The sequence below is a fragment of the Streptomyces sp. NPDC101166 genome, from assembly GCF_044768125.1.
In the GTDB taxonomy this organism is placed as follows: domain Bacteria; phylum Actinomycetota; class Actinomycetes; order Streptomycetales; family Streptomycetaceae; genus Streptomyces.
Window position 1 is genome coordinate 1 of sequence record NZ_JBIWPF010000023.1, and the last position, 13,282, is coordinate 13,282.

At 71.3% G+C, this 13,282-nt stretch carries 15 protein-coding genes; 6 read left to right on the forward strand and 9 right to left on the reverse strand.

What is annotated here, in order from left to right; translation table 11 throughout:
- Window positions 1–158: 158 nt before the first annotated feature.
- Window positions 159–803, reverse strand: a complete 645-nt coding sequence (locus tag ACIRS4_RS30745; protein ID WP_404202233.1) for a DUF6230 family protein — start codon at window positions 801–803, stop codon at window positions 159–161.
- A 646-nt stretch (window positions 804–1,449) separates the two neighbouring features.
- Window positions 1,450–2,424 (reverse strand): tetratricopeptide repeat protein, encoded by a 975-nt coding sequence (locus tag ACIRS4_RS30750; protein WP_404202235.1) that lies wholly within the window; start codon window positions 2,422–2,424, stop codon window positions 1,450–1,452.
- A 216-nt stretch (window positions 2,425–2,640) separates the two neighbouring features.
- On the opposite strand from ACIRS4_RS30750, the gene ACIRS4_RS30755 reads away from it, so the two are divergent.
- Window positions 2,641–3,258, forward strand: coding sequence for a TetR/AcrR family transcriptional regulator (locus ACIRS4_RS30755; RefSeq protein WP_404202237.1), 618 nt, complete (start codon window positions 2,641–2,643; stop codon window positions 3,256–3,258).
- 52 nt (window positions 3,259–3,310) lie between these two features.
- Here the strand turns inward: ACIRS4_RS30755 and ACIRS4_RS30760 are convergent, their stop codons facing one another.
- The 4 genes from ACIRS4_RS30760 to ACIRS4_RS30775 all read right to left on the reverse strand — a co-directional run bounded on the left by ACIRS4_RS30760 (window position 3,311) and on the right by ACIRS4_RS30775 (window position 7,314).
- Complete coding sequence (locus ACIRS4_RS30760) at window positions 3,311–5,011, reverse strand: methylmalonyl-CoA mutase (protein ID WP_404202239.1); 1,701 nt, start codon at window positions 5,009–5,011, stop codon at window positions 3,311–3,313.
- 92 nt (window positions 5,012–5,103) lie between these two features.
- Window positions 5,104–5,442 (reverse strand): DUF3817 domain-containing protein, encoded by a 339-nt coding sequence (locus ACIRS4_RS30765; RefSeq protein WP_404202241.1) that lies wholly within the window; start codon window positions 5,440–5,442, stop codon window positions 5,104–5,106.
- Between the two features lie 46 nt (window positions 5,443–5,488).
- A complete protein-coding gene (locus tag ACIRS4_RS30770) occupies window positions 5,489–5,995 on the reverse strand; it encodes a MarR family winged helix-turn-helix transcriptional regulator (protein WP_404202243.1) in 507 nt (168 codons plus the stop codon).
- A gap of 11 nt (window positions 5,996–6,006) precedes the next feature.
- The gene (locus ACIRS4_RS30775) at window positions 6,007–7,314 is read right to left on the reverse strand and encodes an MFS transporter (protein ID WP_404202245.1); all 1,308 of its coding nucleotides are present in this window, start codon (window positions 7,312–7,314) and stop codon (window positions 6,007–6,009) included.
- Between the two features lie 79 nt (window positions 7,315–7,393).
- Here ACIRS4_RS30775 and ACIRS4_RS30780 point away from each other — a divergent pair, with 79 nt between their 5' ends.
- Window positions 7,394–8,377, forward strand: coding sequence for a DUF5937 family protein (locus ACIRS4_RS30780; RefSeq protein WP_404202247.1), 984 nt, complete (start codon window positions 7,394–7,396; stop codon window positions 8,375–8,377).
- A 19-nt stretch (window positions 8,378–8,396) separates the two neighbouring features.
- Here ACIRS4_RS30780 and ACIRS4_RS30785 read toward each other — a convergent pair whose 3' ends face one another.
- The 3 genes from ACIRS4_RS30785 to ACIRS4_RS30795 form a co-directional block, all read right to left on the reverse strand.
- The gene (locus ACIRS4_RS30785) at window positions 8,397–9,407 is read right to left on the reverse strand and encodes a matrixin family metalloprotease (RefSeq protein WP_404202249.1); all 1,011 of its coding nucleotides are present in this window, start codon (window positions 9,405–9,407) and stop codon (window positions 8,397–8,399) included.
- A 283-nt stretch (window positions 9,408–9,690) separates the two neighbouring features.
- Window positions 9,691–10,011: an MTH1187 family thiamine-binding protein gene (locus ACIRS4_RS30790; RefSeq protein ID WP_404202251.1), complete on the reverse strand. Its 321-nt coding sequence runs from the start codon at window positions 10,009–10,011 to the stop codon at window positions 9,691–9,693.
- Window positions 10,008–10,355, reverse strand: a complete 348-nt coding sequence (locus ACIRS4_RS30795; protein ID WP_404202253.1) for a DUF3817 domain-containing protein — start codon at window positions 10,353–10,355, stop codon at window positions 10,008–10,010. The genes ACIRS4_RS30790 and ACIRS4_RS30795 overlap by 4 nt, the downstream gene beginning before the upstream one ends.
- A 235-nt stretch (window positions 10,356–10,590) precedes the next feature.
- On the opposite strand from ACIRS4_RS30795, the gene ACIRS4_RS30800 reads away from it, so the two are divergent.
- From ACIRS4_RS30800 to ACIRS4_RS30815, 4 genes are all read left to right on the forward strand, one after another.
- Window positions 10,591–11,223: an AIM24 family protein gene (locus ACIRS4_RS30800; RefSeq protein WP_404202401.1), complete on the forward strand. Its 633-nt coding sequence runs from the start codon at window positions 10,591–10,593 to the stop codon at window positions 11,221–11,223.
- A gap of 1 nt (window position 11,224) precedes the next feature.
- Window positions 11,225–11,875, forward strand: coding sequence for an AIM24 family protein (locus ACIRS4_RS30805; RefSeq protein ID WP_404202255.1), 651 nt, complete (start codon window positions 11,225–11,227; stop codon window positions 11,873–11,875).
- Window positions 11,876–11,928: 53 nt separating this feature from the next.
- The gene (locus tag ACIRS4_RS30810) at window positions 11,929–12,693 is read left to right on the forward strand and encodes an AIM24 family protein (RefSeq protein WP_404202403.1); all 765 of its coding nucleotides are present in this window, start codon (window positions 11,929–11,931) and stop codon (window positions 12,691–12,693) included.
- A gap of 92 nt (window positions 12,694–12,785) precedes the next feature.
- On the forward strand, window positions 12,786–13,262 hold the full coding sequence (locus tag ACIRS4_RS30815; RefSeq protein ID WP_404202257.1) for a MarR family winged helix-turn-helix transcriptional regulator: 477 nt from the start codon (window positions 12,786–12,788) through the stop codon (window positions 13,260–13,262).
- Window positions 13,263–13,282: the final 20 nt, after the last annotated feature.

The window sequence follows — 13,282 nt, forward strand, 5'->3', positions numbered from 1 at the left end:
GGGGGGGGGGGGGGGGGGGGGGGGGGGGGGGGGGGGGGGGGGGGGGGGGGGGGCCGGGGGGGGGGGGGGGGGGGGGGGGGGGGGGGGGGTGGCGCGCGCGCCCCCCCGCCCCGTCCTGGCGGCTCAGCCTGCCAAGATCACCCCTGCGGCGCGAGCCGTCAGAAGCACTCCATCTTGGGGTCGGCGCCAAGACGCATCGACAGCCCGCTGAGCTTGAACGTTCCGGCGGTGGTCGCCCACGCCGTCTGCTCGACGTTCGAGAGGTCGGCCGACTCGGCCTGCTGGGCGAAGCCGCCCGGCAGCACGCTCTCGCCTTCCTTGACGGCGGGGCCGCGGGTCTTGTCCTTGACCGCGACGCCGATGTCGATCTTGTTGAACGTCGCGTCGGCGTCGAGCTGGGCGACGTCGATGTAGAGGTTCTCGGCGGTGACCGGCTTCTTCGGGTCCCTGCCCGCGTCAAGACGCAGGTAGAACGTCTTGTTGATGACCGGGATCGTCGTCTTGACCGACTGGCACATGTTCGTGATCTTCGCGGTCTCGAACGAGGAGACCGCGACCGGAACCTGCGTCTTGGTCTTGCCGTCGACCGAGGTGTAGACGCTGTCGATGCCGCCGTACTGCGCGAATCCGTCACCGTGCAGGGTCTCGGCCGAGACCTTGAACTGCTGACCGGACACGCTGAACGAGGCCGCGAGTGCGCCCTGCGCCAGGCCGACGCCCACACACGCTGCCGCTGCGACGCTGGGCACCATGACCACAGCGAAGCGCTTCCATCTGGTCCCGCCACGCACCTGGGACTCCATATTTCCTCCTTCTCGGACGTACATCTCCTGCCTTGGCTCGCCTCCGGAGCGGCGGCTCGGCCGGGCAGGGATGGGAGAAGCACTACGTCCTCGGGAAGGGGAGCGCCCGAACCCGGAGGCGCGAACCGCGCTTCGAATCACCGGCGATCACCCCCGAGCGACACAACTGGTCGCGCCTGACACGCATCACGCACAACCCTGCTGGACAGGCTTCACCGAGCGGCGAAGACCCCCCTGTCCAAGAGCCGACGCCACTGTCGTCGGCTCTGCTCGGTGGGGACCCAGGGGACCCGTCGACCCAACCGGCTGTCGGGGTACGGAATTGGACCGAGCGTGGCCGATCGTGGTGCATTCTCGCCGCCTGCACAAGGGGGTTCGTTACTGGCTAGTAACGGCCGGATAACCGAACAACGACCCACAGGTCTCGGCCCACGACGCTGGGTGGCAATCATGCCCAGGACAAAACTATTGATCGCTGGACAGAATCCGACAGATCCACGCCTCTGCTTTACTCGCAGTAACAGCGGCCGCGATTACCAAGATTTGGTAAAACGCGGCCGCAGGGGCATCCGGTCGCCAGAATTTTCACTCCGGCATCACAGGCCCCGGCGTTTAGCGACTGGTCAGCACCGGGGCCCGGCGGGGATCAGAACAGGGCGCGCGCCAGAGCCCTGCGCGCCGTGGCCACTCGCGGGTCCTCGGGGCCCACGACCTCGAACAGCTCCAACAGCCGCAGCCGTACGGCGTCCCGCTCGTCACCGGCCGTGCGCCGCACGGTGTCGATGAGCCGGCCGAACGCGTCGTCGACATGACCGCCCACCAGATCCAGGTCGGCGGCGGCGATCTGGGCCGACGCGTCCTGCGGCTTGTCGGCGGCTTCCTTGCGCACCGCCTGCGGGTCCATGCCCTGCACGCGCTGGAGCAACTCGGCCTGTGCGAGGCCGAGCTTGGCCTCGGTGTTGCCCGGGTCGTCGGCGAGCACGTTCTGGTAGGCGCGCACCGCGCCGCCCAAATCACCCGCGTCCAGGGCCTGTACGGCGGCCTCCAGCAGGGCGTCGTACGGACCGGCCGGCGCCTCGGCGGCCTCGGCGGGCTCGCCGGGCCGGGCGTCGGGGTCGACGGTCAGGCCGGTGAGACCGAAGCGCTCCTCGGCGACGGCCACCAACTGGTCGAGCGTCTGGCGGATCTGAGCCTCCGGGGCGGCCCCCTGGAAGAGCGGCAGCGCCTGCCCCGCGACGACGGCGAAGACGGCCGGGATGCCCTGCACCCCGAACTGCTGCATCAGCATCTGATTGGCGTCGACGTCGATCTTCGCGAGCAGGAAGCGCCCGGCGTACTCCGTGGCGAGCCGCTCCAGGACGGGGCTCAGCTGCTTGCAGGGCTGGCACCACTCGGCCCAGAAGTCGATGACGACGGGCACCTCGGCGGACCGCTGGATGACGTCGCGCTCGAACCCCGCCTCATCGACGTCGATGACGAGTTCCGCGGGGGACACCGCCCCCGTCCCGCCCTGCCGGGCGGCTTCGGCGCGCGCCTGCTCCGCCTTCGCCTTGGCCTCCTGGGCCGCCTTCACCGCGGCGAGGTCGACGACTCCGCTCATGGACATGTTCCGTGGCTGCATGCGTCTATCCTCCCCCGTTCCCGCGCGTGCGTGAAAACGATCCGCGAATGCGCCGGGGTCCCCACCCCACGCGCCGCACGATCCTGACTCGTGGACGTCCACCACGAGCTTTCGCTACGAGTCGTAGCGTAATACCCATGGGGCCGGCACGGGGGTCGCTTTCCGGTGATCTCCCTCACTGGAAGCGGCACGGAACGGGGCGGTTATGGTCGAACCATGCAGAGTCGTTCCCCCGCCGGCCGCGCCGGACGGCCGCGCAGCGCGGCCGCGGACGCCGCGATTCTCGCCGCGACCCGGGCGGCGCTGGTCGAACTGGGCTGGTCCAAGCTGACCTTGGGGGACGTGGCGACCCGGGCCGGGGTCGCCAAGACGACGCTCTACCGCCGCTGGCCCGGCAAGAACGAACTGGTCGTGGACGCGGTCGCGGAGCTCTTCGGCGAACTGCGGCTCCCCGACCGGGGCAGCCTGGCCGCCGACATCGAGGGCGTGGTCCTGCAGTTCGCGGCGATCCTGGCCCGCCCCGAGGCGAGGAGCGGTCTGATGGCGGTCGTCGCGGAGTCCACCCGCGACGAGGCGCTGCGCGCCCGTATCCGCTCCTCGATCGTCGACCCGCAGAAGGACCTGGTCCTGGAGGGCCGGGCGCGCGCCCAGAGACGCGGGGAACTCCCCCCGGAGACGGACCCGCTGGAGGCGACCCGCACGGTCGACCTCATCTTCGACGTGGTGGCGGGCGCGGTGGTGCACCGCACCCTCGTGAGCGACGAACCGGCGGACGAGGAGTGGGTGCGCAGCTTCACGAAGGTGTTGCTGGGGGGTCTGGGGTCGACGATGTGATCCCTGGCCCCGATCAAGGGGTGGGCGGGGACGACGGTCCCCGCCCCGCCCGTCAGAACCCCGCGGGCTCGGTGTACACCCCCCACTCCTCCCGCAGCACGTCGCAGATCTCCCCCAGCGTCGCCTCCGCGCGCACCGCGTCGAGCATCGGCGCGATCATGTTGCCCCCGTCCCGGGCCGCCGCGAGCATCGCGTCGAGGGCGTCGCGCACGGCGGCGTCGTCCCTCGCGGTCCGGCGCTGGGCGAGCACCCGCACCTGCTCGCGCTCCACCTCGTGGCTGACGCGCAGGATCTCCAGGTCCCCGGTCACCGACCCGGTGTGGGCGTTGACGCCGACGACCCGCTTCTCCCCCTTCTCCAGCGCCTGCTGGTAGCGGAAGGCGGACTCGGCGATCTCCCCGGTGAACCAACCGTCCTCGATGCCGCGCAGGATGCCCGACGTCACCGGTCCGATGGGGTGCCGGCCGTCGGGGTGGGCCCGCAGGCCCCGCTCCTTGATCCGCTCGAAGATCGCCTCGGCGTCGGCCTCGATCCGGTCGGTCAGCTGCTCGACGTACCACGAACCGCCCAGCGGGTCCGCGACGTTGGCGACGCCGGTCTCCTCCATCAGCACCTGCTGCGTGCGCAGCGCGATCTCCGCGGCCTGCTCGCTCGGCAGCGCGAGGGTCTCGTCCAGGGCGTTGGTGTGCAGCGAGTTGGTGCCGCCGAGCACCGCGGCGAGCGCCTCCACCGCCGTGCGCACGACGTTGTTGTACGGCTGCTGGGCCGTCAGGGAGACGCCGGCGGTCTGGGTGTGGAAGCGCAGCCACTGCGCCTTCTCGCTCTTCGCGCCGTAGACGTCCCGCATCCAGCGGGCCCAGATCCGGCGCGCGGCGCGGAACTTGGCGATCTCCTCGAAGAAGTCGACGTGGGCGTCGAAGAAGAAGGACAGGCCGGGGGCGAAGACGTCGACGTCGAGCCCGCGGCTGAGTCCGAGCTCCACGTAGCCGAAGCCGTCGGCCAGGGTGTACGCCAGCTCCTGCGCGGCCGTCGCTCCGGCCTCGCGGATGTGGTAGCCGGAGACGGACAGCGGCTTGTAGGCGGGGATGCCGGCCGCGCAGTACTCCATCAGGTCGCCGATGAGGCGCAGGTGCGGCTCGGGCGGGAAGAGCCACTCCTTCTGCGCGATGTACTCCTTGAAGATGTCGGTCTGGAGCGTGCCGTTCAGGACGGACGGGTCGACGCCCTGCCGCTCGGCGGCGACCAGGTACATGCAGAAGACGGGGACGGCGGGCCCGCTGATCGTCATGGAGGTGGTGACGTCCCCGAGGGGGATGTCCTTGAACAGCACCTCCATGTCGGCGGCGGAGTCGATGGCGACTCCGCAGTGCCCGACCTCGCCGAGCGAGCGCCGGTCGTCGGAGTCGCGGCCCATGAGGGTCGGCATGTCGAAGGCGACCGAGAGGCCCCCGCCGCCGTTGGCGAGGATCATCTTGTAGCGCTCGTTGGTCTGCTCGGCGTTGCCGAACCCGGCGAACTGCCGGATGGTCCACGTCCGCCCGCGGTACCCGGTCGGGTACAGCCCGCGCGTGAAGGGGTACTCCCCGGGCCATCCGATCCGTTCGAAACCGGCGTAGGCGTCTCCGGGCCGCGGCCCGTACACGGGCTCCACGGGATCGCCGGAGAGCGTGGTGAAGTCGGCCTCCCGCTTGCGCGAGGCGTCGTAGCGGGCCTGCCAGCGTCGGCGGCCTTCCTCGATGGCGTCAGCGTCCATGCTTCGAATTTACTAGGACGTCCTAGTAAATGTCGATGGGAGACCGCCGTACGCGTGCCGTACGGCGGTGGCGGCCGGGCGGGGCGGCCGGCTCAGACTTTGGCGGCCGCGGGGGCGTCCTGGGCGACCTCGCCCTCCAGCTCATGGCTGACCTTGCGCTCCACGAAGAAGGCGGCCGCGGGGATCGTGCCCGCCAGCAGCACCCAGAGCTGCTTCTTCACCGGCCACTTCGCCTTGGAGCCCAGGTCGAAGGCGAAGACCAGGTAGAGGATGTACAGCCAGCCGTGGGCGATGCCCACCACGCGTGTGAAGCTCTCCGCGCCGTCCATCGACAACAGGTACTTGGCGATCACGCCGAGGGTGAGCAGGACCAGCAGCACACCGGTGACGTAGGCCATGACGCGGTAGCGGGTCAACACGCTTCGTTTCATGCGAACGAGCGTAACCACCCGTTCGGGAAGATCTTGCCCGGGGTCGTCACTCGTCGAAGTCGTGGGCCGCGATGCGCAGGGGGCGCAGGAGGGCGAAGATCTCGGCGCATTCCTCCGCGTCGTACACGCCGAGGCCGAAGTCCATCGCCATCAGGTCGTGGGTGGCGGCGTCGACGACCTCGCGGCCCTTGGCGGTGATGGAGGCGAGGGTGCCGCGCCCGTCGTTGGGGTTGGGGCGCTTGGCCACCAGACCCGATCTGACCAGGCGGTCCACGGTGTTCGTGACCGACGTCGGGTGGACCATCAGCCGCTCGCCGATCTTCGACATGGTCAGCTCGCCCTCCTTGGAGAAGGTGAGCAGCACCAGCGCCTCGTACCGCGCGAAGGTCAGCCCGTACGGCTTGACCACCGCGTCCACCTCGGCGAGCAGGATCTGGTGGGCGCGCATGACCGAGGTGATCGCGGCCATGGACGGCACGTTTCCCCAGCGCTGCTTCCAGAGCTCGTCCGCGCGGGCGATGGGGTCGAAGGGGAGGCTGAGCGGCTTCGGCACGGCACCAGACCCTACCCGTCGGTCATATCGCGGTCAGCTCCGTCTCGGCCCTCGGTCCCCTGCGCCGCCGGTCCGCCGGGAGCCGGGGACGGGAGGCCCGCCGCCCCGGCACGCCGGGCCTCCCACGCCAGCGCAGCGCAGCACACCGTCCCGAGCACGCCCGCGCCGGTGACCGCCGCCGTCACCCCGGCGAACTCGGCCGCCACTCCCGCGAGCGCCATCCCGACGCCCTGCACCGTCATCAGCCCGGCGGTCAGCAATGTCATGGCCCGCCCCCGCAGCCCCTCGGGCACCGCCCGCACCAGCCACTGGTCGAGGCCGAGGGTGTACGCCGATCCGGCTCCGGCGAGCACCAGCAGCAGGAGGGAGAGGGGCAGCCCCGGCTCCAGGGCGTAGCCCAGGTACGGCAGGAGGGTGAGGCAGACCAGGGGGAGGACGATCCGCTCCCGGGTGCTCGGCCGCAGGCGCGCGCCCGCGTACAGCTCGCCGGCGATGGTCCCGACGGGCAGCGCGCACATCAGCAGGCCCAGGCCGACCGGTCCCGCGGCGAGTTCGTCGGCGTACGGCGCGGCCAGCGCCTCCGGCGCGACCGTGAACATCGGCGGCACCCAGAACAGCAGCATCAGGACGCGCACCCGGCGGTCGCCGAGGATCCGCCGGGCGCCTTTGAGGGAGTCCATGACGAGGGCTCCGTCCGGCCGGGTCCGGGCGGGCCTGCGCCGGGTACCCAGGCGCAGCAGGGCGGCGGAGGCGAGGAAGGTGCCGACGGTGACCAGCAGCGCCTGGCGCGGGGACACCGCGGTGAGCAGCAGTCCGCCGAGGCCGTAGCCGGCGAGGAGCGCGCTCTGCGACGTGATCCTCAGCAGGGAGCGGCCCAGGACGAACAGGTCGCCGTCGCCGAGGACGTCGGCGAGGGTGGCCATCCGTGTCCCCGCGAACACGGGCGACACCACGGCGAGGCAGCAGCGCAGGCCGAGGAGGACGGCCAGGGGCGCGCCCGGCGCGGCCATCGGCACGACGCACGCCGCGCACACCAGGTCGCACGCCACGAGCACCCGGCGCGCCGGGTAGCGGTCGGCCGTCCCGGCGAGCAGGGTGCCGCCGACGACGTACGGCAGGAAGCCCAGGGCGAAGGCGAGCGCGCTCATCAGGGGCGAGCCGGTCAGGTCGTAGACGAGGACGGAGAGGGCGATCTCGGCGACGACCACCCCGAGCAGGGACAGCAGATGGGCGGCGAAGACGGCGCGGAACTCACGCACGGCGAGGACGCGGGCGTAGCCGGGGGGCCGTGCGGCGACGGCCGTGAGCTGTTCGGGCATGGGCGCCAGCGTGCTCGACCCGCGCGCGGCGGCCTAAAGTTTCGGCTCCAGACGAATCTTCGGGGAGAGGGGCGCGGCCGTGCCGTCACGTCTGCACTTCGGGGAGGACGACTTCCTGCGCTGCCGCTTCGCGGTGTCCCCGCTGTGGGAGACGCAGGACGCCGTACGCACCCTGAAGCGGCCCGACCGGCACGGGTACCACGCGCCCTGGCTGCGCCGGATCCGGGCGGCGGCCGAGGGGCTCGACCTGACCGGGCTGTGGCTGCTGATGCCCCGCCGCGGTCACTCCCCGGACTGGCTGAGCCCACCGCCGGCCGGCCCGACGGCCGCCTTCGAGGAGGAGATCGCGCAGGTCCGCGCGGCCGACCCGCGGGCCGCGCGAGAGGACTCGGCCCGCTCGCTCGCGGACACCCCGGGCGCGCTGGAGCATCCGCTGGCCCGTGCCTGGCTCGCCGACCCCGAACGGATGATCCGGGACCTCGCCGACCTGCTGGAACAGGTCTGGCACACCCTTCTCGCGCCGGACTGGCCCCGGCTGCGGGCCCTCCTGGAGGCGGACATCACCTTCCACTCACGGCGGCTCGCCGAGGTCGGCCTCGGAGGGCTGCTGCCGGAGATCCACCGGCGCTGCGACTGGCGGTCCGGCACCCTCACGGTCGCCTCCAACGGCGAGCACGAGCGGCATCTCGGCGGGCGGGGGCTGGTGCTGATGCCCAGCGTGTTCGTGTGGCCGGACCTGGTCAGCTCCTTCGACCCGCCCTGGCAGCCGACCCTGGTCTACCCGGCGCGCGGCATCGCCGGCTTGTGGGCCGACCCCGCCGGCCGCTCCCCCGACGCGCTGGTACGGCTCCTGGGGCGGGGTCGCGCCGCCGTCCTCACCGCGCTCGACGACCCGGCGACCACCACCGCCCTCGCCCACCGCCTCGGCCTCGCACCGTCCTCGGTCTCCGCGCACCTGACGGTCCTGCGCGACTCCGGTCTGCTGGTCGCCCGCCGCTACGGCCACCAGGTGCTCTACGAGCGGACGCCGCTCGGGATGGCGCTGGCGTCGGGCGGCGCGTGAGCGCGGCCGGCCGCGCCGCTCAGTACAGGGCGCGCAGGCCGAGGACGTCCCCACGGCCGAGGGTGCGGGCGCCCGTGCTGCACGCGAAGGAGTTGGTGTACATGGTCTGCCCCTCGTGCCCGGGGCCGACGTGGGCCAGGCCGAAGACGTGGCCCGCCTCGTGGGTGGCGACGCTGCGGATGTCGTAGGCGTTGGAGCAGTCGCCGCCGGGGTTGTCGGTGAAGACGTAGTCGCCGGTGTTGAAGCGGACGTCGGCCTCCTTCAGCCAGTCCGGACCGCGGGGCACCGGGCGGCTCCAGGAGCAGGTGGTGGCGACGACTCCGCTGGTGAGGTCGCCCGCGTCCCAGACGCTCACCCCGTCGCGCGCGGTGCAGCGGGCCTGGGGGTCGATGTCGGCCTCGTGGTGGGTCACCGTCCAGTACTTGGAGCGCGCCGCGACCGCGTCGCCGTAGCCGCAGTCGTTGCGGGTGCCGGTGATCGCGCTGATGGAGTCCTCGAAGGCGCGGCGGGCCTCGGCGGGGGAGAGACCGCCGGGCAGGGGGCCGTCGCCGATCCACCAGTCGTAGGTGCCGTACTCCTTGTGGTCGGAAACGGAGTAGGCGTTGTCGGCGCACGCGGCGCGGGCGGAGGCGGGGGGCCGCTTCGACGGGCGGGCGGAGGCGGACAGGCCGCGCTCCCCGGTCCCGCCGTGGGCCGTCAGGTCGTACGACACCGTTCCGTCGGCGGCGACCTCCAGGGTGAAGCCGTGGCGTGAGCCGTCCGTCGTCAGGGCGTCCACGCCGACCTTGGTGCCCGGTTCGGGGACCGTGACGCCGGCGCCCTCGTGGGTGACGAGGCGTCCGACCGCTTCGCAGTCCAGCACGGAGGAGCCGGCGGGCAGGTCGTCGACGGTCAGCACCCCGTCGGCGAGCACGCACCGGCCGCTCGCGCGCGGGGGTGTGTCCCCGGCGCTCACCACCGCTCCCGACACCGCCAGAACCAGCACCGCGCCGATACGGCCCACCAGTTGCGGCCCGTGACGACCTGTCACTTCGCCTCCGCCCGAAGGTCCGCCACCCGGGCGGAACTTGATCGATTCCCGGAGAGGTTAGCCGTCCGAAGCGAGCTGAAAACCATCTATATGTCACCCGTTCGAGCGATCACTCGGACGGGTGCACGGCCGCTTGTGCGCGGGGGCGTGCGCCGGGTCCGACCGGCTGCGACGTCGGTCGCGGCGGCGCCTCCCGGTGGCGGCGGTGAGCGGAAGGGTGTACGCGGCCGAGCCGATCGGGGCAACGCTCGGGGCTTCCGGCCCGGCGGATCGCGGAGAAACGTCACTCCTCCGGCTGGCGTCGCTCCCCCGGGTGGGTCAGATGCCGCTCCACCGTCTCCACCTTCGACGTCAGCCCGTCCGTCACCCCGGGGCGGATGTCCGCCTTGAGGACCAGGGAGACGCGCGGCGCCCGCTCCTCGACGGCGGCGACGGCACGCCTGACGACGTCCATGACCTCGTCCCACTCGCCCTCGATGGACGTGAACATGGCGTCCGTACGGTGGGGCAGACCCGACTCGCGGACGACGCGGACGGCGTCGGCGACGTACTCGCCGACCTCCTCGCCCACGCCGAGCGGGGTGACGGAGAAGGCGACGATCACGACGCCTCCACCACGCCCTCGGGCCGGGCGCGGGAGGCGATGACCGCATCCTCGGCCTCGCGGCGCAGCTTGCGCTCCGCGAAGAAGCCGCCGGTGGGCAGGACGGAGAGGACGAAGTAGACGGCGGCGGTGCCGACGGACCACTTCGCGCGGTTCCAGGCGTCCGCCCAGAAGATCACGTACAGGACGAACAGCACGCCGTGCACCATGCCCATGACGGGCACCGCGTTGAATTCCGTGGTCCGCTTCAGCACCGAGCACACGAGCAGCAGCAGGAAGGAGATGGCCTCGGGGGCGGAGACCAGGCGCAGTCGGCGCAGGGCGGAGGCTGTCTTGAGGTCCACGGGTCACCTTCGGTGGGGTCGCGTCGGAATCGGGGAAACGCTTGTGAACACACGCACAAGCGCTCGCCCATTGTGACAAACGCGAGGGGCGGGGCGGGAGGCGGGGCGGAAGCGGGGTCCTGCACTGATCGCTGCACTGATCGCCGCACGGATCCCTTAGGGGACGATCAGGGATGATCTCCGCCCTCGGGACCTGTCGGCCGGGGCTTCGGGAGGCTACCTTCGCTGCGTGGCGATGTTTCGACTTCAGGGCAGCAAGGTGCTCGCCGTCGACATGACCGGGGACGCTGTGAAGGCGAAGAACGGCTCCATGGTCGCGTACGACGGGCAGATGGCCTTCAAGAAGATGAGCGGCGGCGGGGAGGGACTGCGGGGGATGGTGACCCGCAGGCTCACCGGTGAGCAGATGACGGTGATGGAGGTGAGGGGGCAGGGCACGTGCTGGTTCGCCGACCGCGCCTCGGAGATCAACCTCGTGCGGCTCAACGGCGACAAGCTGTACGTCGAGTCGAGCAACCTGCTCGCGACGGACGGCGGGCTGCGGACGGGCACGAGCTTCACCGGGCTGCGCGGTGCGTCCCAGGGCAACGGCCTGTTCACGACGACCGTCGAGGGGCACGGGCAGGCGGCGATCACCTCGGACGGTCCGGCGGTGGTGCTGCGGGTCAGCCCCCAGTACCCGCTGACCGTCGACCCGGGGGCGTACGTCGCGCACCAGGGCGAGGTGCGGCAGTCCTTCCAGTCCGGGGTGACGTTCCGTACGTTCCTGGGCGAGGGCGGCGGGGAGGCCTTCCAGATCCGGTTCGAGGGGGACGGGCTCGTGTACGTGCAGCCGAGCGAGCGGAACACGATCGCGGGGGACGTGTGACATGCCCTTCCGTGAGATCAACTCCAAAATGGTCGAGGCGACGGTGCTGCCGGGGCAGCGGCTGTTCAGTCAGCGCGGCGCGATGCTCGCCTACAAGGGCGAGGTGTCCTTCACGCCCAACATGCAGGGCGGGCAGGGCGGGGTGATGTCGATGCTCGGGCGCCGGCTCGCGAACGAGGACACCCCGCTGATGTCGGTGGAGGGCAGCGGCACGGTCCTGTTCGGGCACGGCGGTCACCACGTCCAGGTCATCAACCTCGCCGACGACACCCTGTACGTGGAGGCGGACCGCCTGCTCGCCTTCGAGGGCACGCTCCAGCAGGGCACGATGTTCATGGGCTCGCAGGGCGGCGTCATGGGCATGGTGCGTGGCCAGGTCAGCGGACAGGGCCTGTTCACCACGACCCTCCAGGGCCACGGCTCGGTGGCCGTGATGGCGCACGGCGGCGTCTTCGAGGTCCCCGTCACCCCGCAGCGCCCGGTGCACGTCGACCCCCAGGCCTACGTCGCCCACCACGGCGATGTGCGCAACAAGCTGTCGACGGCGCTCGGCTGGCGGGACATGGTGGGCCGGGGCTCCGGCGAGGCGTTCCAGCTGGAGCTGAGCGGCAACGGCGTGGTGTACGTCCAGGCATCGGAGGAGAAGCTGTGACCGCCTACCCCGGCGCGGGCCCCCAAGGGGCGGGTCCCGTGGTCCTCGACCCGATGACGCTGCCCGTCGACGACAACGTCAACGCGTACACCTTCTGCGTGGAGCTCAAGGGGAGCCAGTGGTTCCTGCAGAAGGGGAAGATGATCGCCTACTACGGCTCGATGGAGTTCAACGGCGTCGGGCACGGCGGGCTGGACCGTCTGGTGCGGACCTCGTTCCATTCGCCTCTGCACGCGAGCGACTGGGTGGTGGCGCAGGGCTCGGGCAAGATGCTGCTGGCCGACCGGGCCTTCGATGTGAACTCCTACGACCTGGCCGACGGCAACCTGACCATTCGCGCAGGCAATCTGCTCGCTTTTCAGCCAAGTCTGTCGCTGAAGCAATCGATCGTGCCGGGCTTCCTCACATTGATCGGAACCGGAAAGTTCGTGGCCGCGTCGAACGGTCCGGTGGTGTTCATGGAACCGCCCATCCGGGTGGACCCCCAGGCGCTCGTCGGCTGGGCCGACTGCCCCTCGCCCTGCCACCACTACGACCACGGGTACATGACCGGCGTGATGGGCGGTCTACGTGCACTGACGGGCCTGGGCGGGGCGTCCGGGGAAGAGCACCAATTCGAGTTCGTGGGCGCGGGGACGGTGCTGCTCCAGTCGTCGGAGACCCTGATGGCGGAGCAGGCGACGGGCGCGGTTCCGCACGAGCCCGGGGTCCCCGGCGGGGGATACGCGGGCGGGCACGGCGGTGCTCACGGCGGCCAGCCCGGGGTACCGCGCCTTCCCGGACAGCTGGGAGACCTCCAGCGTCGCTTCGGGCTGTGAGCGGTAGTCTGCGGAGTGTGACGTCGAACGCGTGCACGCCGTCACGCCACCCTCGCTAGTTCGCCTTTCAACATTTTAGGTAGACTTCACTTATGGAGACCGAAACGGCCACGCGCTGGCTGACCGATGCGGAGCAGTGCGCCTGGCGCACCCACCTGGAGGTCAACAGGCTGTTGACGTACCAGCTCGAAAAGGACCTGCAGCCGTTCGGCCTGACCATGAACGACTACGAGATCCTGGTGAACCTCTCCGAGTCCGAGGACGTCCGGATGCGGATGAGCGACCTCGCCTCCGCCACCCTCCAGTCCAAGAGCCGCCTGTCGCACCAGATCACCCGGATGGAGAACGCCGACCTGGTGCGCCGGGAGAACTGCGAGTCCGACCGCCGCGGACTGTACGCGGTGCTCACCGAGCACGGCATGGAGACCATGCGGAAGGTGGCGCCCCACCATGTGGCGTCCGTGCGGCGGCACTTCATCGACCTCCTCCCCCCGGAGGCCCTCGGGGAGCTCGACCGGGCCCTGAAGCCCGTCGCGGACCATCTCCGCGGCGAGCGGGGCCGCCTGTAGCGCCCTGCGCACGACACGCC